Origin of the sequence: Rhizobium sp. TAL182, from assembly GCF_002117725.1 — a bacterium.
Lineage (GTDB): Bacteria > Pseudomonadota > Alphaproteobacteria > Rhizobiales > Rhizobiaceae > Rhizobium > Rhizobium esperanzae.
This window is the reverse complement of the sequence record NZ_CP021024.1, coordinates 3,762,577-3,781,499: the sequence shown is the minus strand read 5'-3', so window position 1 is coordinate 3,781,499 and position 18,923 is coordinate 3,762,577. Positions and strand designations below refer to the sequence as shown.

The following is an 18,923-nucleotide window of genomic DNA, read 5'->3' as shown; positions in this document are numbered from 1 at the left end:
GGTTCTGTTTGAAGATCGGTCGATCAGGCTCATGCCGCCTGCCCGCGCCGGCAGACGCGTTCAGAAGGGGTTCGTCGTACATGGCTCAGAGATTTCAATCCCTGTCCTTCAAGGTCATTGCCACATTCATCCTGATGACCGTGCTGTCGATCGCGGTGATCGACGTGCTCGCCTATTTCGCCAGCAGCCGCATCTCAGACGAGCAGGCGCTGAAGGCCAAGGAGAGCGTGCTGATCTTCCGCGGCGACATGCTGCAGGACCAGCTGGCGCAGCTCGAGAACCAGGCCAATTCCATTGCCCGCATCGAGGCGCTGCAGATGTCGATCACCAGCCTGAAGAGCGGCTGGAAGACCATCGAGAAGACCTCCGGCGATGCCCGCGCCGAGCTGAAGAAAGTCTTCATCACGGCCAATCCCAACCCGGCCGATCAGCGCGAGAAGCTGATGAAGCCTGAAGCGCCGAGCGGCTTTTATTATTCGAACCATGAAAAGACGCAGGGCGAAGTCGCCCGCGACCTCGAAGACACTGCTTTCAGCGATCTCTTGATCGCCGATCTCGATGGTTCCGTTCTCTATTCCTACAAGAAGGAAGACGACTTCGCCGAGAATCTGAAGTCGGACGCCTGGAAGACGACCGGCGCTGGCATCGCCTTCGCCAAGGCGATCGAGAATACCGCCAAGGCGACCGATGATGCCGCACCGACAGGCTTTTCCGGGCTCCGCGTCGATGCGGCCAGCGGCAGGTCGGCGATCTTCTATGCCGTGCCGATCGTCAAGCTCGGCGCGGCCAAGGGCATCATCCTGTTCAAGGTGCGTGACGACATCGTCGCCAGCATCCTGGCAAAGGGGATTGTTCAGGGCAGCACCGCGCGGGCGGCGATCGTCTCTGCCGATGGTTCAGCGATCGGTCTCGATGCGAGCGGCAAACTTGCGACGCTCGATGCCGCTCCCTTCACCTTCATCAAGGACGCGCTTGCCAGTTCGGCGATGACGGTGGCCGATTTCAACAGGACGGACGGCTCAGCGCGCGCCTATGTCCGCGGCATCGATTATCGCGGCGACCGCTTCCTCGTGGTCGAAAGCGTGCTGCTCAGCGAACTCAATGCCGGCTCGCTGGAGATCGCCACTTTGCTGACGATGATCGGCATCGGCGTGCTCGTCGTCATGGCCATCGCGACCGGGCTGGTCACCAATTTCCTGTTTTCGCCGCTGGCGCGGCTTGCCGGTGTCACCCGCGACGTCGCCGACGGCAAGCTCGACAGCGAGATCGGCAGCCTGAACCGCAAGGATGAGATCGGCACGATGGCCAACGCGCTTGCCCGCTTCCGCCAGTCGCTGATCGAAAGCCGCGAACTCGAAGCCGCCAGCGAAGAGACGCGCCTGCAGGCCGAGCACGACCGTCAGCAGAACCTCGCCGAGCGCGAGGCCGAGGCGAAGACGCTGCAGCAGGTGGTCGAGGCGATTGACGAGGGGCTGCATCATCTGGCGGGCGGCGACCTCGCCTATCAGATCGATACTCGCTTCCCGAACGAACTCGAAAGCCTGCGTGTCAATTTCAACGAGGCGCTCGCCACACTCAGCGAAACCATGACGGCGATCGGCGGCAACTCGATGGCGGTGCGCGCCGGCTCCGAAGAGATGCGCACCGGTGCGGACGAGCTTGCGGGGCGCACCGAACGTCAGGCCGGCTCGATTACCGAGACGGCGAATGCGATCAGCGCCATTACCCAGTCCGTTCGCCGCCAGATCGAGAGGGCAGAACAGGCCGAGCGCATCGCCCGCGACGCCAAGAAGGAGACGACCGGTTCCAGCCAGATCATGCGCGAGACGATTGCGGCGATGGAGGCGATCCAGAACTCCTCGCGCCAGATCAACACCATCATCTCTGTCATCGACGATATCGCCTTCCAGACCAACTTGCTGGCGCTCAACGCCGGCGTTGAAGCGGCGCGCGCGGGGGAATCGGGCAAGGGCTTTGCCGTCGTCGCCATGGAAGTCCGGGAGCTCGCCCAACGCTCGTCGAGTGCGGCCAAGGAAATTTCCAGCCTGCTGCAGAAGTCGACGCGTGAGGTCGAAAGCGGCGTCGCGCTCGTCGAAAAAGCGGGCGTTGCGTTGACGGGCATCGGCGCCCATGTCGAAGCGATCAATGGGCAGATCAACGAGATCATGGAATCGACCCGCGAGGAAGCCACTACGCTGCGCGAGATCAACAACGCCGTGGCCGAACTCGACGCGATGACGCAGCAGAACGCCTCAATGGTCGAGGAGACGACGGCGGCGATCCACCGGCTGGCGACGGAAGCTCTGGAAATGGACCGCCAGCTCGGCAATTTCACGCTGCCGGATGGGCATTACCGGCCGAGCGCCGAGTTGCATGTATTGCGCCGTCACCGGTGAGGCGTCGCTTGCGATATTCGACAAGGGCCGCCGTCGCGCGGCCCTTTTGTTTGCCTGCACGGTTTGGAATGGGGGGGCGCCAACCTACATAGACGGCATCGTTCAACTGCCCGGCAGGTTTCCATGGTTCCCTTTTCCATACTCGACCTTTCTCCCGTTGCCGAAGGCAGCACCGTGCGCCAGTCGCTCGAAAGCTCGGCGCGAATGGCTCAGAAGGCTGAAGAATTCGGCTACAAGCGTTTCTGGCTTGCCGAGCATCACGGCATGCCTGGCATCGCCAGTGCGGCGACCGCCGTTGTCATCGGGCATGTCGGGGCCGCAACAAAACGCATCCGCATCGGTTCCGGCGGTATCATGCTGCCCAACCATTCGCCGCTCGTCATCGCCGAACAGTTCGGCACGCTGGAGGCGCTCTTTCCCGGCCGTATCGATCTTGGGCTCGGGCGGGCGCCGGGAACGGATATGCGCACGGCACAGGCGCTGCGGCGCAACCTCGAGGCCGGCGCGAACAGTTTCCCGAACGACGTAGTGGAATTGCAGCAGCTTCTCGGCACTCCGGTCGAGAATCAGGCGATCCTTGCGGTGCCCGGCAATGGTTCGCATATCCCGATCTGGCTGCTCGGCTCCAGCCTCTACAGCGCCCAGCTTGCGGCGATGCTCGGGCTTCCCTATGCCTTCGCCTCGCATTTTGCCCCTGATATGCTGCTCGACGCCATCGCGATCTACCGCGACCGCTTCCAGCCCTCGGCAACGCTCGACAAGCCCTATGTGATGGTCGGCGTCATGGGCGCGATGGCGGCGACGGACGAGGAGGCGCGCTATCATTTCACCTCCGCCGAGCAGCAGTTCGTCAACCTGCGCCGCAATGTCCGCGGTCCGTTCCCACGTCCGGTGACGGATATGGAGGCGTTCTGGTCGCCGATGGAGAAGATGAACGTCGAACACACGCTGCGTTATGCTGTTGTGGGATCACCGGAGACGGCAGAGGCAAAACTGACGGCGTTTCTCAAGGAAACGCAGGCCGACGAGGTGATCATCTCCATGCCAATCCATGATATCGAGGCGCGGCTGAGATCGGTGGAACTATTCGCGGGCCTGGGAAACTTCATGCGCGTGCCCGCGTAGGGATTCGCAACGCGCGGCTCGGCACAAAAAACCCGGCGTCGCGGCCGGGTTTTTCATGGAACATCATTTTGAAGTCAGGCCGAGAGCTTGGCCAGCACTTCTTCCGAGACCTCGAAGTTAGAATAGACGTTCTGCACGTCGTCATCATCTTCCAGGCTGTCGATGAGCTTCATCAGCGACTGGGCTTTTTCTTCGTCCACCGGCACATTGTTCTGGGCACGCCAGACGGCCTTGACGGTTTCGGCTTCGCCGAGCCCGGATTCCAGTGCTTTCGAGACTTCGCCGAGGGCTTCGAAGGCGCAGGTGATGTAGTGGCCCTCTTCGTCGGTCTCTACGTCGTCGGCGCCGGCTTCGATCGCGGCCTCCATGACCTTGTCGGCGTCGCCTGCGGAAAGCTTGTAGGTGATTTCGCCGACATGGTCGAAGGAGAAGGACACGGAGCCGGTCTCGCCGAGAGCGCCGCCGGCCTTGGTGAAGATCGAGCGGACGTTGGAGGCGGTGCGGTTGCGATTGTCGGTCAGGGCCTCGACGATGATCGCCGTGCCGCCGGGGCCGTAGCCCTCGTAGCGGACTTCGTCGTAGTTTTCGCCATCGGCGCCGGCTGCCTTCTTGATGGCGCGGTCGATATTGTCCTTCGGCATGGACTGGGCCTTGGCGTTCTGGATCGCCAGGCGAAGACGGGCATTCATCGTCGGGTCGGGCAGGCCGGCCTTGGCGGCAACGGTGATTTCGCGCGCAAGCTTGGAGAACATTTTCGACCGCACGGCATCCTGACGGCCTTTGCGATGCATGATGTTTTTAAACTGTGAATGGCCAGCCATGGCACCCCTGTTCACGTCTCATTGTTCGGAATGGGGCGCCTTATAAGAGCGAAACCGCACCTGTTCAAGGGAAAAGCATTTCGGAACAAAGGCGAGGGGATGACGTTTCAACCGAACTCCATTCAATGGAAAGGAACGGTCATGGCAAGTCTCAGCGAGGCGCGGGAGCAACCAGCACGTCAGCTTTGGGATCAGGTCAACGGTGTTCATGCCGGCATGCTCGGTATTTCCGGGCTTGATATGCACATGCAGCCGATGGCGCCGCATGCCGACCCGACCACCAACACGATCTGGTTTTACACCAAGACCGACGCCGACATCGTTCGCGCCATCAAGCCCGGCAGCCGCGCGCATTTCTGCGTGATCGGCAGGGATCACGACTATCACGCCTGCCTGTCCGGCGTGATCGAGGTGCGTAACGACCCTTCCAAGATCGAGGAATATTGGAGTTCGATGGTTGCGGCCTGGTATGACGGCGGCAAGAAAGACCCGAAACTCACCATGCTTTCGCTGCATGTCGATGACGCCGAGATCTGGGTTTCGACAGGCAGCACGCTGAAATTCGGCTGGGAGATCGCCAAGGCCAATCTCGACGACGACAAAATGCCCGACGTCGGCGTCAAACGCCACCTGCAATTTGCTTGATCAGCAAGGTTTGGGGGACCCGCCGGGCTTTACTGCACGCCCTTCATCACATAGATCAGCGGCTTCTTTGGAAGCGTGCGCATGGAGACGGTGAGGCTGTCATCAGGCGCATAAGTGATATCAAAGTCCTTTCCGAACATGGAGACGAAGGCATTGACCGGCGGGCCACGGCGGTGCATCGGCAGGATCAGCGACGAGCGCAGCCGCTTGATGACGCGGCTCATGCTGTCGGCGCCCATGGTCAGGCCGCCGTCGACGGGCACCATCACGACGTCAAGGCGGCCGATTTCGGTATAATGACTATCCGTCAGCTCGTAATGCAGATGGCCGAGATGGCCGATGCAGAGACCGGCAATTTCGAAGATGAAAATCGAGTTTCCATCCTCCTGCGAGCCGCCGAGGCCGTAGCTGAAGCGGATATCCGTCGTGACATTGCGGATATAGGCATCGCCGACGACGAGATTGATGCTGGCCTTCTCGCCCGGCGCGTCGCTCCAGCCGTGGAGCACATGCTTGATGTCGGGCTCAGGCGTCAGGGTGAAGTGGGTCGTATGAGCCTTGTTCATCGTGACGACATCGGGGGTCGCCGCCGGCCTGTACCAGCCATTATAATCCGTCGCGATGATGATGCCGCCGGGTGTCTCGATTTCGAAGGTGGAATGGCCGAGATAGGTGAATTTCACATCCTCGCCCTCGGATACGGCCCGCATCGGCGCCGGGGCACCGGAAAAACTGGCGAAGGTCGCCTTGGGCATATTCTCAGCGATTGCCTGGCACTGGCTGGCCGGCGAGCGCTGCTCCTGTGCCTGGGCAGGATCTGATGCGGCGAAGGCCGCCAGGCATGCGATAGCGAGGATAAGATAATGCGGCTTCATGCCACCCGCTCCGGCGCTTTCATATAGCGGCGGAGGATGCGTCATGAGGTCGCAGCGGTCCAGATCAGCGATGCTCACAATTGCGTGTTGGAGCGGCTGGATTACCGCCAAAACTCCGGCACCGTTTCGGCCAAACGCGGCCCGAGCCGCAGCGGCGCGATCTTTTCGGCCAGTCCGGTGGCATCGGAAATCTCCACGCCGACGCCGCAGATCGTCGCCGGGCCGCTCGCCGCTTCCATGCGGCCCTTCGGCATCTTGGAGATGAAGCGGTTGAGTGGCTCCTCCTTGTCCATGCCGAGGGAGGAGTCGTAATCGCCGCACATGCCGGCATCCGACATATAGGCGGTGCCGCCGTTCAGGATCTGCGCATCGGCGGTCGGCACATGGGTATGCGTGCCGACGACGAAGCTGGCGCGGCCGTCGACGAAATGGCCGAAGCATTGCTTCTCGCTGGTCGCTTCCGCGTGGAAATCGAAGATGATCGCATCGGCCTGCTCTTTCAGCGGGCAGGCGTCGAGGATCGCTTCGGCCGATTTGAAGGGATCGTCGAGCTCCGGATGCATGAAAACGCGGCCCATGACGTTGGCGACGAGCACGCGCGCGCCGTTCCGGGCATAGAAGAGGCCGGAGCCGCGGCCGGGCGTGCCTTGGGGATAGTTGGCCGGCCGCAGAAACTGATCATGCCGTCCGGCAAAGGCGACCGCTTCCTTCTGGTCCCAGACGTGATTGCCGGTGGTCACCACATCGGCGCCGGCATTGATCGTTTCCAGAAAGATGTCCTCGGTGATGCCGAAACCGCCGGCGGCATTCTCGCCATTGACGACGACAAAATCGAGCCTGAGGTCGGAGATCAGGCCGGGCAGGCGGTCCCAGACCGCCGTACGTCCCGTCTTGCCGACCATGTCACCCAAAAAAAGCAGCCGCATTCCCTATCCAATCCAAGAGGCAAAAAAGCGAAGGCCGCTTTCTGTCAGGATGGCATCCAGGCTTATGTCATGCGGCTCGTCGGGCACATGTGCCACTTCCTGGCAGTCGAATGCAATGCCGATCAGCTTGGGATGCAGGCCTTTCTCTCTGAGTCGGCTGATGGCGCGGTCGTAGTAGCCGGCGCCGTAGCCGATGCGATGGCCTCTGACATCGAAGGCCGAAAGCGGCACCAGCATGATCTCGGGGTCGAGGATAACGGCGTGCTCGGCGGGACCGACAGTACCGAAACCGGTCGCGATAAGCGGTGCGTCTTCCGCCAGCTCACGAAAGACGATGGTCTGCTTGTCGAGGATCGCCGGAACGCAGAGCCGCGCGCCGCGTGCTGCAAAGCGCGCCATCAGCGGCCTGAGATCGGCCTCCGACCGGATCGGCAGGAAGCCGGAGATGATGGTGCCTGGCTCGAAGGCGACCGCCTCGCCGGCGTGATCGGCCATCGCGAGGCTTTTGGAGGTGCGCTCTTCAGGAGCAATGGCGTCGCGGGCGGACAGCCGTTCGTTGCGTAACTGCGCTTTCAGTTCTTTTGCGGTCATTCGATCTGCCGGATTGAGAGGTTCGGCCGAGCATAACCGGCCGGAGACCCGATGCAAATGCCGGCTGCGACAGGGCTGCGCCCGTTTCACGTCGTATCGGTCTACCGTTGCCGATCGTCGGACGAGGATGCCTATCGATCCTGCGCAGATTCGTGTCGCGGCGACACCGGCAGCGCGGCGGCCAGCCGCCGCATCGTTTCCTCGAACAGAGGAGCTCCACCTGGCAGCCAGCCGAGCGCACGGATTTTCGCCGTGTTCATCGGATTGAGGGCAGCCTTGTCGGCGGGGAGCGGCAAGGCGTGAGGACCGCTCGTTTCGCGGCGGATAGGCGCGAGAATGTCCTGCGTATCGACTGTTATGTCCGATATGTTGAAGACTTCGCCCGAGATGCGGGTGCTTTCCGTCTCCAGCATCAGCCGCACCGCGCGGCCGAGGTCGCGGCCATGAACCTCCGTCCCAGCGCGAGCGGCGACAGGCCGGCCGGCGAGATAATCGGCGATGAGATCATCCCATTTGTTCGGCGTGAGATCGCCATAGACACCGGTCGCCCTCAGGCTTACGCCGGCAAAACCCGGCGCCGAGAGATGGGTAAGCGCACCTTCCGCGTCGAGTTTGATCTGGCCGTAAAGCGTCTCCGGCTTTGGCAGCATCGTTTCGACAAGCTCGGTTCCCGGCGGGTGGTCGCCATAGGCAGCGCGGCTGGACAGGAAGACGCAACGGCGCGTGCCGGCGCGTTTGGCCGCTTCGAAAAGCCGGACCGTGCCGTCCAGGTTCAATCTGTGGAAGCTCTTGGGATCGTCACCCTCACCGCCGCGATATTTGCCGGGAACATGGCTAAAGGCGGCGTGGACGAAGAAATAGGCGTCGTCGAAGACGTCGATCGGATCCTTTTCGGGATCGAGGGAGAGTGCTGCGAACTCGACCGGGCGTGAGAAGAAGCGGGGTAGCGGCGCTCGGCGCCCACCGACAATCACCTGATAGCCGGCGGCGAGCAGCTCCTCGACGACGTACCGGCCGACGAGACCCGTTCCCCCGGATACCAATACTTTCATGCCGTCCCTTCCGGATTTTTCAGCGCCGTGATCTCGGGCATATCGCCGCTCTCGTGTAAACGGTGCCATAGATCGATCAAGGGTTGTAGCTGTTTTGCCTTAGGATGATCCTTTTCCCACGGTTTTTCATATTGGTAGTGCACGATCGAAATGCTCTTCCAGTCCCAAAGCTCCGGCATGGTGAACCATACATATTGCAGCATGTTGAAATAGACTGGTAGGCCGTGCCATTCCGGGAAGAACGCTTCGAGAAAGGTCTGGTCTGTGCGTCGCCAGAAGGCATCCGGCCCGTCGAGGCGTTCGAGCATTTTTCGGAATGTGTCATGCGAGGGCTTGGCGACGAAGACGCCGGAGTTCATCCGGTGAAAATCGGCGAGGCTTTCGTAGACGTTGGGAGCGGCGGAAAACTCCGGATAGAGGAAGAGCTTGTCGACGTTCTTCAGCACGAGGGCGTCGGCATCGATGAAGACGCAGCGCTCGTATTCGACGAGCTGCCAGAGCCTGAGCTTGCAGAAATTGTCGAGCGGCGAATGGAACTCCGGCTTGCGGCCTTTGGTGAATGGGGCGGCGGAATGGAGATGGCCGCGGGCGTGGCGCTCGTTGAAGGCATCGGAGAGCGGCAGGTGCTCGACTTGGATCAGGCGGCAGTCGAGGGTCTTGAGCGGGGCGAGAGCGGCTGCGTCGACGCCGCCGGTGTGGAGGACGACGACGTCGGCGCTGGTGCCGGTGCGGCGCAGAGACCGGGCGAGGGCGGTGGCGCCCATCGCGTAGTCAGCGTTGGTGATGAGGGTGACGTAGGCGAAGGCGGGCGAGCGGTTCATCGGGTTCGACTGCCTTGATATGTCTTGCTCCGGCGGAGGAGAGACGGCAAGGCGTTGCTGCATGCCTCTTTTCCCCAGCGGGGAGAAGGTGCCGGCAGGCGGATGAGGGGGCGAGCGCCGACAGGAGCGAATGCGCTGAGCGCGAGCGAAGGGTAGTGAAGGGCGTACCGTGTGGCCCCCTCATTCGACCCTCCGGGCCACCGACCGGGGTCGAGCCAGAGGTCTCGACCCGTCCTTCGGACCCCCGCTGGGGAGAATAGGAAGCAAGCCGCGGCCTTTCTAGCCTTCGTCATCGCTCAGCACTCATGACACCGACTTCAGCCGCTTGCCTTCCGGATCGTGGTTGATCGTCGCGGCAATATCCCGGGTCCAGGCGGAGACGGCCGGCACGCGGGAGCGGTCGACGCGGTAGGCGAATTTCTTCGCCACGTCGACGATTTCGCCCAGCAGCCCGCCTTCCAGCGTGATCGGTTCGAGGCCAAGATCGAGAAACTTTTCGTTCCGGACGATCAGCTCGTTTTCGGCGGCCTCCTTGCGCGGGTTGGGCAGCCAGGCGATCTTGGCGCCGCTCATCCTGGCGATCATCTCGGCGAGGTCGCGCACCCGGTGGGTTTCCGTCATTTGATTGAAGATCTCGACGCGGGCGCCGCGGGCGGGCGGGTTGTTTAGCGCCAGCTCGATACAGCGCACTGAATCCTGGATGTGGATGAAAGCGCGGGTCTGGCCGCCGGTGCCATGCACCGTCAGCGGATAACCGATTGCTGCCTGAATGAGGAAACGGTTCAGCACAGTGCCGTAATCGCCGTCATAATCGAAACGGTTGATCAGCTGCGCGTGGCGGCGTGTCTGCTCGGTATGCGTGCCCCATACGATGCCCTGATGCAGGTCGGTGATCCTTAGGCCGTCATTCTTTGCGTAGAACTGGAAGAGCAGCTGATCCAGGCACTTGGTCATGTGGTAGATCGAGCCTGGATTGGAGGGATAGAGGATCTCCTGGCTGACCGTTTCGCCGTCCGCAGTCTCGATGCCGACCGGCAGATAACCTTCGGGAATAGCAGCTCCGACAGTCGAATAGCCATAGACGCCCATGGTGCCGAGATGGATGAGGTGGGCGTCGAGATTAAGCTCGGTCAGCGCGTTCAGGAGGTTGTGCGTGGCGCTGACATTGTTGTTGACCGTGTAGTTCTTGTGGCGGTCGCTCTTCATCGAATAGGGCGCGGCGCGCTGTTCGGCGAAATGGATGATGGTATCCGGCCGGTGTTCCGAAAGCCATTTCTTCAGAAGTTCGTAATCCTTGGCGAGATCGATCAGATTGAAGTGGATGCGGCGTCCTGTTTCGGCATGCCAGATGCGCGTGCGCTCCTGGATCGAATCCATCGGGGTGAGCGACTGAACGCCGAGTTCGGTGTCGATCCAGCGGCGCGAGAGATTGTCGAGGATATGGACGTCGTGACCGGCATCGGAAAGGTGGAGCGAGGTGGGCCAGCCAATGAAACCGTCTCCGCCCATAACCGCAATCTTCATCGCATCGTCTCCTGATCGGTCGCTTATTATCGGGAATAGTTAGGAATTATGACAATCATTCAATGCTTGCCTGCCGCGAAGCGTTGCGCCAAAGAGGGCACCTCACTTTGGAGAAAATTATGACGGAACGCCCTTTTTCCATTTCGGGAGAGCTGACGGAGGCCGGACACCGCCTCATCCAGCGGGTCTATTATGAAGATACGGATTTCTCCGGCCTGGTCTATCACGCCCGCTACCTGCACTTCCTCGAGCGCGGCCGTACCGACTATCTGCGCTGCCTTGGTGTTGAGCAGCGCGAGCTCGTCAGCGCGGACGAGGAAGGCCTCGTCTTCGTCGTCCACCGCATGGAGATCGACTTCAAGAGCCCCGCGCGCATGGACGATGTGCTGACGATCCTGACGCATACGGAAAGGGCCGGAGGCGCCAAGATGGTGCTCAACCAGCAGATCCGTTCGGGTGAAACCCTGCTGATTGCAGCCAAGGTGATCATTGCCGTCATCAACGCCAAGGGGCGGCCGCGGCGGTTGCCGGAAACGCTGGCGGCAAAATTCCTGGAAGGAAGCCAGCCTCTGTAGTTCCGAACCAGGCGTTGTCAAAACTTGAACTTTATGTGAAGGAATTGCCGCGCCGCAGGATGAGCGCTCTTTCGGCAGCCGGACCATGTTCCGGTCAAGTAACCCATGGAACAAAATCTTCCGAACGCAGGCTTGCTGTCATAGTCCGGCACTAACGATCTATTAACCATAATAGTGTCTTACTGGGAAAGTCGGAGTTTGTGCGGTGCACGCCTTCCTTTGACCAAATTTGACGGCAAGAAGGCGGAAGAAGAGCTTGGAAGCTTGACCAGGGCTTTGGGCGGCGGTCGCCGGACACTTCTTGCGAGATCATTTTGTGCCGCCCGGTCCAGCGCCGGGCGTTTGGATTCGGGGATTTTGGATCAATGGAACAAGTAGGATTGGCAGCAGCCACGACGGACGTCAGCCTCTGGTCGCTTTTCATGCAGGCCGGCATCGTCGTCAAGCTCGTCATGCTCGGGCTCATCGCGGCCTCGGTCTGGACGTGGGCGATCGTCATCGACAAGTATCTGGCCTATGGCCGCGCACGGCGCCAGTTCGACAAGTTCGAACAGGTGTTCTGGTCGGGCCAGTCGCTGGAAGAACTCTACCGCTCGCTGTCGGAGCGCAACAATACCGGGTTGGCGTCGATCTTCGTCGCGGCCATGCGCGAATGGAAGAAATCCTTCGAACGCGGCGCCCGCTCGCCGATCGGCCTGCAGATGCGTATCGACCGCGCCATGGACGTAACGCTCGCCCGTGAAACCGAATATCTCGGCGCCCGTTTGGGATCGCTCGCGACCATCGGTTCGGCCGGTCCGTTCATCGGTCTCTTCGGCACCGTCGTAGGTATCATGACCTCGTTCCAGGCGATCGCCGGCTCGAAGTCGACCAACCTCGCGGTGGTCGCACCCGGTATCGCCGAAGCGCTGCTCGCCACCGCGATCGGCCTCGTCGCCGCTATTCCGGCTGTTATCGCCTACAACAAATTCTCCGCCGATGCCGGCAAGCTCTCTGCCCGCATGGAAGGTTTCGCGGACGAGTTCTCCGCCATACTTTCGCGCCAGATCGACGAGAAGCTGCAGCCGCGCGCTGCTGCTCAGTAACCAACGGAGTATTCTCAGATGGGTATGGCTGTTGGAGGCAATGGCGGCGGGGGCGGCGGACGCCGCCGTCGCGGTGGTCGGAACAGGGCCGTCATTTCCGAAATCAACGTGACGCCGCTCGTCGACGTCATGCTCGTGCTTCTGATCATCTTCATGGTCGCCGCACCGATGATGACTGTCGGCGTGCCGATCGACCTACCGGAAACGCAGGCCAAGGCGCTGAATTCCGAGACGCAGCCGATTACGATTTCGGTCAAGAACGACGGTGAGGTGTTCCTGCAGGAAACGCCGATCCCGGCAGCGGAGATCGCCGCCAAGCTCGAGGCGATCGCCACTACCGGCTATAACGAACGTATCTTCGTGCGCGGCGACGCGACAGCGCCCTACGGCGTCATCGCCGACGTCATGGCGCGCATCCAGGGCGCCGGCTTCAAGAATATCGGCCTGGTGACGCAGCAGAAGAAGGACCAATAGCGTTCAAGATGAAGACCAGCGTCGTCACATCTGCTGTTCTGCACTGCCTGGTGCTGACCTGGGCGATGGTATCGCTCAGCGCTCCGGAATCCTTCAAGGTGGAGGATTTCGAGGCGATGCCGGTCGATCTCGTGCCGGTGGAATCCATTACCCAAATGCAGCAGGGCGAAAAGACGGCTCCGAAGAAGGAAACGTCCGCGCCCGTGCCGACGACTCGGCCGCCGATGCCGCAGCCGGCGGAGAACGTCGGCGACAACAATGTCGACCTGAAGACGCCGCCGGTTCCGAACGCAAAGCCGAGCAATACCGAGGCTGCGGCAGCGAATTCGAGCGAAAAACCGCTGCCGACGACCGATCCGAAGCCGAACGACGTCAAGGAAGTCAACAAGGAAGAGACCGAGGTCGAGCAGCCGAAGGAGGTCGCCTCCATTCCGCCGCCGAAACCCGTCGAAGTGACTCCGCCGAAGCCGGAAGAAAAGCCGCCGGAAGAACAGGCAAAGCCTGAAGAACCGCCGAAGCCCGATGCGGAAGCATTGCCGGACAAGGTTCCGACGCCGGTCCTCAAGCCGCAGGTAAAGCCGCCGGAGCCCCAAAAAGCTGCCGAAAAGCCGCCTGAAAAGCCGGCGGATGAGCCAAAGGCCGCCGAAAAGCCGACGGACAAGAAGAAGGCCGACAAGAAGCAGGAAGTGGCGAAATCGGCTTCGACGATGAAGAGCGATTTCAACGCTGACGAGATTTCGGCTCTGCTGAACAAGACCGATCCTTCCGCCGGCGGCGCCAAGCGCTCGACGCAGGAGGCCTCGCTGGGGAACAAGAAGAGCAACAGCGGAACCAAACTCAGCCAGAGCGAGGAGGATGCTGTAAAGGGCCAGATTTCCAGCAACTGGAGTGTTGTTTCAGGGCTAGCAGGTGCTAGCGAAGTGCAGCTTAAGGTTCGTTTTCAACTCGATCAAGCTGGGAATGTGGTTGGCGATCCAGAGGTCATTGCGACAGGTGGGCCGGATTCGACACGTCAAGCTCTTAAGAGCAGCGTTTATCGCGCTGTCATGAAATCATCTCCTCTCAAGAACTTGCCAGCAGATAAGTATGAAGGCGAGAACGGCTGGAACGAAATGCTTCTTACCTTCGACGCAAGCGATTTTGGAATCTAGATGCTGAGAAGCTTATGCCATTTTGCGCGCAATTATATATGCAGCTCCCTTACACGATGTTTCCAATAGACAAAACGATGCCTGGAAGGAAGTCATTTTGAACTTCGACGCCAGCCAACTGAACCTATAAAGTGCTGAAAGGCTTGTTTGACATGGTCAAGTGTTCCCTCATCCGCGCCCTGATGGTCGTCGCCGGCCTAGTCGGGGCCGCAGCCTTTACGACTCCGGCGAACGCTCTTGTCGAGCTCAATATCAACAAAGGTAATATCCAGCCGCTGCCGATCGCGGTTACGGACTTCCTGCAAGGTGATATGGGCGCGCAGATCTCGCAGGTCATTGCTGCCGACCTGCAGCGATCCGGTCTGTTTGCGCCGATCAATAAGACGGCCTTCATCGAGAAGATCTCCAATCCGGACGCGGCACCGCGTTTCGAAGACTGGAAGGTCATCAACGCTCAAGCTTTGGTGACTGGCCGCGTCACCCAGGAAGCGGATGGCCGTCTTCGTGCTGAATTCCGTCTCTGGGATACGTTTGCCGGACAGCAGATGACCGGTCAGCAGTTCTATACGCAGCCGGAGAACTGGCGCCGTGTGGCTCACATCATCGCCGATGCGATCTACAAGCAGATCACTGGCGAAGAGGGCTATTTCGACACCCGTGTCGTCTTCGTCTCCGAATCCGGTACCAAGCAGCAGCGTAAGCGGCAGCTGGCTATCATGGACCAGGACGGCTTCAACGTGCGGACGCTGACCGACGGCAGCGACCTCGTGCTGACGCCGCGCTTCTCGCCGAGCCGGCAGGAAGTCACCTACATGTCCTTCGCCAACCAGCAGCCGCGCGTCTATCTGCTGCAGCTCGAAACGGGGCAGCGCGAAGTCGTCGGCAACTTCCCCGGCATGACCTTCTCGCCGCGTTTCTCGCCGGATGGCCAGAAGGTGATCATGAGCCTTCAGCAGGAAGGCAATTCCAACATTTACACCATGGACCTGCGCTCGCGCACGACGACACGGCTGACTTCGACGGCCGCGATCGACACCTCGCCCTCCTATTCGCCGGATGGTGCGCGCGTCAGCTTCGAAAGCGACCGAGGCGGCAAGCCGCAGATCTATGTGATGAACGCCGACGGCTCCGGCCAGACCCGCATTTCCTTCGGCGACGGCTCTTATTCGACGCCGGTCTGGTCGCCACGCGGCGATCTCATCGCCTTCACCAAACAGTCCGGCGGCAAGTTCTCGATCGGCGTAATGAAGCCGGATGGCTCGGGTGAGCGCATCCTGACGTCCGGCTTCCACAATGAAGGCCCGACCTGGGCGCCGAACGGCCGTGTGCTGATGTTCTTCCGCCAGGCGGCAGGCGCGGGTGGCCCGCAACTCTATTCGATTGATCTGACCGGTTATAACGAGCAGCTTGTGAAGACGCCGAGCTATGCTTCCGACCCGGCCTGGTCGCCGCTGCTGGAGTAGCGAGGGCATCAATGCCTTCATGTCGCCTCAAAGTCGTGGAAACCGGGCGATACGGGACAAATCAGTAAATTGTTAACCATAATCTTTGAGGGGCGGTTAACCGAGTGCGGTTACTGTCCGGAAACCCTGATGAACTCGCAAGGAGACCGGCCATGAGCCGAATTCATACCCCGGCACTGAGCCGCATGCAGAATTTCGCCCGCAACCCCGTCATGATCGCGCTCGTCGCCGGTCTCGCGCTTGCGGGTTGCGCCAACAAGAAGAACGGCGGCATGCCGAACAGCGCCGGCGACATGGGTCTCGGCGCAGGCGCCGCGACGCCGGGCTCGACCCAGGACTTCACGGTCAATGTCGGTGACCGCATCTTCTTCGACACCGACTCCACGTCAATCCGCGCCGATGCCGCTCAGACGCTCGACCGTCAAGCACAGTGGCTCGGTCGTTACCCGAACTATCAGATCACCGTTGAAGGCCATGCCGACGAACGCGGCACCCGCGAATACAACCTCGCACTCGGCGCCCGTCGCGCTGCTGCCACCAAGGACTACCTCGCTTCCCGCGGCGTTCCGGCGCAGCGCATGAAGACGATTTCCTACGGCAAGGAACGTCCGGTCGCTGTCTGCGACGATATTTCCTGCTGGTCGCAGAACCGCCGCGCGGTCACCGTGCTCGGCGGCGCCGGCATGTAATTTCCAGTTATAATTGGTTTTATAGAGGCGGTCCCATCAGGGGCCGCCTTTTCTTTTTGACCACACTTTGGCCAGACTCCGTTGCTTTTTGACAGCAATTGGAAAAATCTCCTGTTCGTGCCTCAAGGCGCGAAGAATCACTGGGACAGGACGATACATATGAAGAAACTTGTCGTGGCAGGCATGCTGTGCCTGGCGGCTATGACCGGCAGTGAACGAGCGGCTTATTCGGCCTCGTTCTTCGGGCTGCATCTCGGTGGCCGATCCGCGGAGCAGCAGCCGGCCCCTCCCGTCGTCAAGGTGCAGAGCGGGGATGCGGAAATCCGGGTGCAGCAGCTCGAAGACCAGATGCGGCAGCTGAACGGTCGGATCGAGGAGATGAGCTACCAACTCCTGCAGATGCAGGAGACGATCCGCAAGCAGCAGGAAGACAATGAATTCCGCTTTCAGCAGCTCGAAAAAACCGGTGCCGGCGGCGGTGGCGCCAAGGCTCCCGTCAAGAAGAGCGAGACAGATGCCGCTCCTGCCGCGTCCGGCAGCGACGACGTCGCCAGAGTGATTCAAGCACCGCAGGGGGCCGAAACGGCTCCCTCCACCGATGTGCCTGATAATACCGGTCTCGGTCAGCCGCCGAAGCAGCTCGGCTCGATCGACTTCGACCAGAATGGCAACGCGATCGGCGGTTCCGTCGACGAAAAAGCCACCATCGGTTCCGGCCCGATTCCCAATGCCAACAGCGGCACGCCACAGCAGACGGCCTCGCTTGGGAGCGAGTCGGACCAGTACAAGTCAGCCTACGGCCATGTGCTGTCAGGCGATTACGGCACGGCCGAGCAGGAATTCAACCAGTACATCGCCCGTTACCCGAGCAGTGCGCGGGCGGCGGACGCCAATTTCTGGCTCGGCGAAGCGCTCTATTCGCAGGGCAAATACAACGAGGCGGCCAAGACTTTCCTCAACGCGCATCAGAAATACGGCAGCTCGGAAAAGGCGCCGGAAATGCTCTTGAAGCTCGGCATGTCGCTTGCGGCCCTCGACAATAAGGAGACGGCCTGCGCGACCCTGCGCGAAGTCTCGAAGCGTTACCCGAAGGCGTCACGCGCCGTGATAAGCAAGGTTGCAAGCGAACAAAAACGCCTCGCCTGCTGAGGTCTTCCGGAATGTCTCCGGAAGCCGCATCGCCTCGAGAGGCTGTCCTTCAGTTTCTCGCATCGCTCCGAAGTCCTGCGCGTATTCTCGTCGCGGTCTCGGGCGGCAGCGATTCCAGCGGCCTGCTTCTCCTCCTCGATGAAGCCGTGAAGGCCGCGCCCCATCTTGAAATTTCCCTTTGTGCTGCGACCGTTGACCACGCGCTGCGCGCCGGCTCCGCAGACGAGGCGCGAGAGGTCGCAGCCTTCTGTGCATCCCTCGGCATTCCCCATATGATCGCTAGATGGCAGGGCGAAAAGCCGAAAACCGGCATCATGGCCGCTGCCCGCGAGGCCCGTTACAGCCTTCTGGCCGAGGCAGCGGAAGCGCTCGGCGCCAGTCTCATTGCCACCGGTCATACGGTGGACGACCAGCGCGAAACGCTGCTGATGCGCGGGATGCGAACAGAGCAGCTGTCGAGCGGTATCGCCGACGCCGTGCTCTTCGACCGGCGCTTGTGGGTCCTGCGGCCGCTTCTTTTTGCCACGCGGGCGGAAATCCGCGCTTTCCTGCGGGCGCGGGGCGTGCGGTGGATCGACGATCCGAGCAATGAGGATACCAAGTACGAGCGTGTGCGGATGCGCCGGCAGCTATCTGCCGATCCTGCGGCGGAGACGGATATTCGCGCAGCCTGGGAAGAGCGGCTCACTCTGTCGTCTCGCGCCGCCGAATGGCTGGATCGTCATTTCCAGCTTCACGGCGGCGTGCTTGGGCAGGTGATGCCCGACGGGTTGCTGCAGGACCGTGCGGTCCTCGATTATACGCTCGGCCGTCTGACGGCGGTGTTCGGCGGGCAGCCGTTCGTGCCGGGCAGGGTGCAGATGGACCGTATTCTCGCATTCGCCTCCGGCAGCGGGCCGGGACGGATGACCGCCGGCAGGGTAGTGTTCGATCTCAGGCGCGACGGGCTTTATCTGGCACGGGAGAACCGGGGGATAATGCCGCTGGTATTGCGGCCGGGGGAGGCTGGAGTTTGGGATGGGAGGTTCCGTGTTGAAAACCGGTTAGGAACGACCATGAGGGTGGAAGCTCAGGCCACGCGCTCCTCCCTCATTCCTGTGCCCGTCACAGGAATCCAGCCACCGCGCGTCGGCGCGGTGAATGGCTCATCGATGCGTAAAGAGTCTTCTGCGCCCAAGGACTTGGGCGCACTGGATTCCTGTGACGAGCACAGGAATGAGGGAGGGTGGGGCAAGCATCTTCCCAAGGCGGCATGGAAACGCGCAATCGCCTCGGCGGCTGCCTTATCCTCAGATGGAGCCTATTTATCCCCGGAATCCGCTTCAATGGTTGAACTGACGCCCTATTTCGCGCCCTTCGACCGCTTTTTGACACGATTTGATTTCATCTTTGCCGATAGGCTTTCGGCGGTTTTCGCGATGGCGCCCTATGCGGGACTGCCTTTAAGAAGTATTGACGGAAAAACCATCTGACTTGGGGGATTGCCTTGGCAATAGCGCGGCGCAACCCTATGTTAGAACCTAATAAGACGGTCGCCATGAGGCGGCTGTTGCAGTGCTGG

The 18,923-nt window shown here is 61.1% G+C and carries 18 protein-coding genes; 11 read left to right on the top strand and 7 right to left on the bottom strand.

What is annotated here, in order from left to right; all coding sequences use genetic code 11:
• Positions 1–80: 80 nt before the first annotated feature.
• Together Tal182_RS18955 and Tal182_RS18950 are read left to right on the top strand one after the other, a co-directional pair.
• On the top strand, positions 81–2,396 hold the full coding sequence (locus tag Tal182_RS18955) for a methyl-accepting chemotaxis protein (protein ID WP_085860400.1): 2,316 nt from the start codon (positions 81–83) through the stop codon (positions 2,394–2,396).
• Positions 2,397–2,519: 123 nt separating this feature from the next.
• The gene (locus tag Tal182_RS18950) at positions 2,520–3,521 is read left to right on the top strand and encodes an LLM class flavin-dependent oxidoreductase (protein ID WP_064811278.1); all 1,002 of its coding nucleotides are present in this window, start codon (positions 2,520–2,522) and stop codon (positions 3,519–3,521) included.
• 74 nt (positions 3,522–3,595) lie between these two features.
• On the opposite strand, the gene Tal182_RS18945 is transcribed toward Tal182_RS18950, so the two are convergent.
• Entirely contained in the window at positions 3,596–4,342 is a 747-nt protein-coding gene (locus Tal182_RS18945) for a YebC/PmpR family DNA-binding transcriptional regulator (RefSeq protein WP_064804793.1), read from the bottom strand.
• Positions 4,343–4,483: 141 nt separating this feature from the next.
• Here Tal182_RS18945 and Tal182_RS18940 point away from each other — a divergent pair, with 141 nt between their 5' ends.
• Positions 4,484–4,987, top strand: a complete 504-nt coding sequence (locus Tal182_RS18940) for a pyridoxamine 5'-phosphate oxidase family protein (RefSeq protein WP_085860399.1) — start codon at positions 4,484–4,486, stop codon at positions 4,985–4,987.
• Between the two features lie 29 nt (positions 4,988–5,016).
• Here Tal182_RS18940 and Tal182_RS18935 read toward each other — a convergent pair whose 3' ends face one another.
• The 6 genes from Tal182_RS18935 to Tal182_RS18910 all read right to left on the bottom strand — a co-directional run bounded on the left by Tal182_RS18935 (position 5,017) and on the right by Tal182_RS18910 (position 10,776).
• Positions 5,017–5,862 carry an MBL fold metallo-hydrolase gene (locus tag Tal182_RS18935; protein ID WP_085860990.1) on the bottom strand — a complete coding sequence of 282 codons (846 nt, stop codon included), beginning with the start codon at positions 5,860–5,862 and terminating at the stop codon, positions 5,017–5,019.
• A 101-nt stretch (positions 5,863–5,963) separates the two neighbouring features.
• The gene (locus Tal182_RS18930) at positions 5,964–6,788 is read right to left on the bottom strand and encodes a TIGR00282 family metallophosphoesterase (RefSeq protein WP_064804791.1); all 825 of its coding nucleotides are present in this window, start codon (positions 6,786–6,788) and stop codon (positions 5,964–5,966) included.
• A 3-nt stretch (positions 6,789–6,791) separates the two neighbouring features.
• The gene (locus tag Tal182_RS18925) at positions 6,792–7,379 is read right to left on the bottom strand and encodes a 5-formyltetrahydrofolate cyclo-ligase (protein ID WP_064804790.1); all 588 of its coding nucleotides are present in this window, start codon (positions 7,377–7,379) and stop codon (positions 6,792–6,794) included.
• A gap of 131 nt (positions 7,380–7,510) precedes the next feature.
• Positions 7,511–8,431, bottom strand: a complete 921-nt coding sequence (locus Tal182_RS18920) for an NAD(P)-dependent oxidoreductase (protein WP_085860398.1) — start codon at positions 8,429–8,431, stop codon at positions 7,511–7,513.
• A complete protein-coding gene (locus tag Tal182_RS18915) occupies positions 8,428–9,252 on the bottom strand; it encodes a glycosyltransferase (RefSeq protein ID WP_085860989.1) in 825 nt (274 codons plus the stop codon). Before Tal182_RS18915 ends, Tal182_RS18920 begins: the two co-directional genes overlap by 4 nt.
• 303 nt (positions 9,253–9,555) lie before the next feature.
• Entirely contained in the window at positions 9,556–10,776 is a 1,221-nt protein-coding gene (locus Tal182_RS18910) for an NAD-dependent epimerase/dehydratase family protein (RefSeq protein WP_085860397.1), read from the bottom strand.
• 119 nt (positions 10,777–10,895) lie between these two features.
• On the opposite strand from Tal182_RS18910, the gene ybgC reads away from it, so the two are divergent.
• From ybgC to tilS, 8 genes are all read left to right on the top strand, one after another.
• Complete coding sequence (ybgC, locus tag Tal182_RS18905) at positions 10,896–11,351, top strand: tol-pal system-associated acyl-CoA thioesterase (RefSeq protein ID WP_064811271.1); 456 nt, start codon at positions 10,896–10,898, stop codon at positions 11,349–11,351.
• A 365-nt stretch (positions 11,352–11,716) separates the two neighbouring features.
• A complete protein-coding gene (gene tolQ, locus Tal182_RS18900) occupies positions 11,717–12,436 on the top strand; it encodes a protein TolQ (RefSeq protein WP_004671617.1) in 720 nt (239 codons plus the stop codon).
• Positions 12,437–12,454: 18 nt separating this feature from the next.
• Positions 12,455–12,910 carry a protein TolR gene (tolR, locus tag Tal182_RS18895; RefSeq protein WP_003542730.1) on the top strand — a complete coding sequence of 152 codons (456 nt, stop codon included), beginning with the start codon at positions 12,455–12,457 and terminating at the stop codon, positions 12,908–12,910.
• Between the two features lie 8 nt (positions 12,911–12,918).
• A complete protein-coding gene (locus Tal182_RS18890) occupies positions 12,919–14,061 on the top strand; it encodes a hypothetical protein (protein ID WP_085860396.1) in 1,143 nt (380 codons plus the stop codon).
• A gap of 152 nt (positions 14,062–14,213) precedes the next feature.
• The gene (gene tolB, locus Tal182_RS18885) at positions 14,214–15,524 is read left to right on the top strand and encodes a Tol-Pal system beta propeller repeat protein TolB (RefSeq protein WP_085860395.1); all 1,311 of its coding nucleotides are present in this window, start codon (positions 14,214–14,216) and stop codon (positions 15,522–15,524) included.
• A 152-nt stretch (positions 15,525–15,676) separates the two neighbouring features.
• Positions 15,677–16,213: a peptidoglycan-associated lipoprotein Pal gene (gene pal / locus Tal182_RS18880; protein ID WP_064804779.1), complete on the top strand. Its 537-nt coding sequence runs from the start codon at positions 15,677–15,679 to the stop codon at positions 16,211–16,213.
• A gap of 159 nt (positions 16,214–16,372) precedes the next feature.
• On the top strand, positions 16,373–17,362 hold the full coding sequence (ybgF, locus tag Tal182_RS18875) for a tol-pal system protein YbgF (protein WP_085860394.1): 990 nt from the start codon (positions 16,373–16,375) through the stop codon (positions 17,360–17,362).
• Between the two features lie 11 nt (positions 17,363–17,373).
• A complete protein-coding gene (tilS, locus tag Tal182_RS18870) occupies positions 17,374–18,834 on the top strand; it encodes a tRNA lysidine(34) synthetase TilS (protein WP_085860393.1) in 1,461 nt (486 codons plus the stop codon).
• Positions 18,835–18,923: the final 89 nt, after the last annotated feature.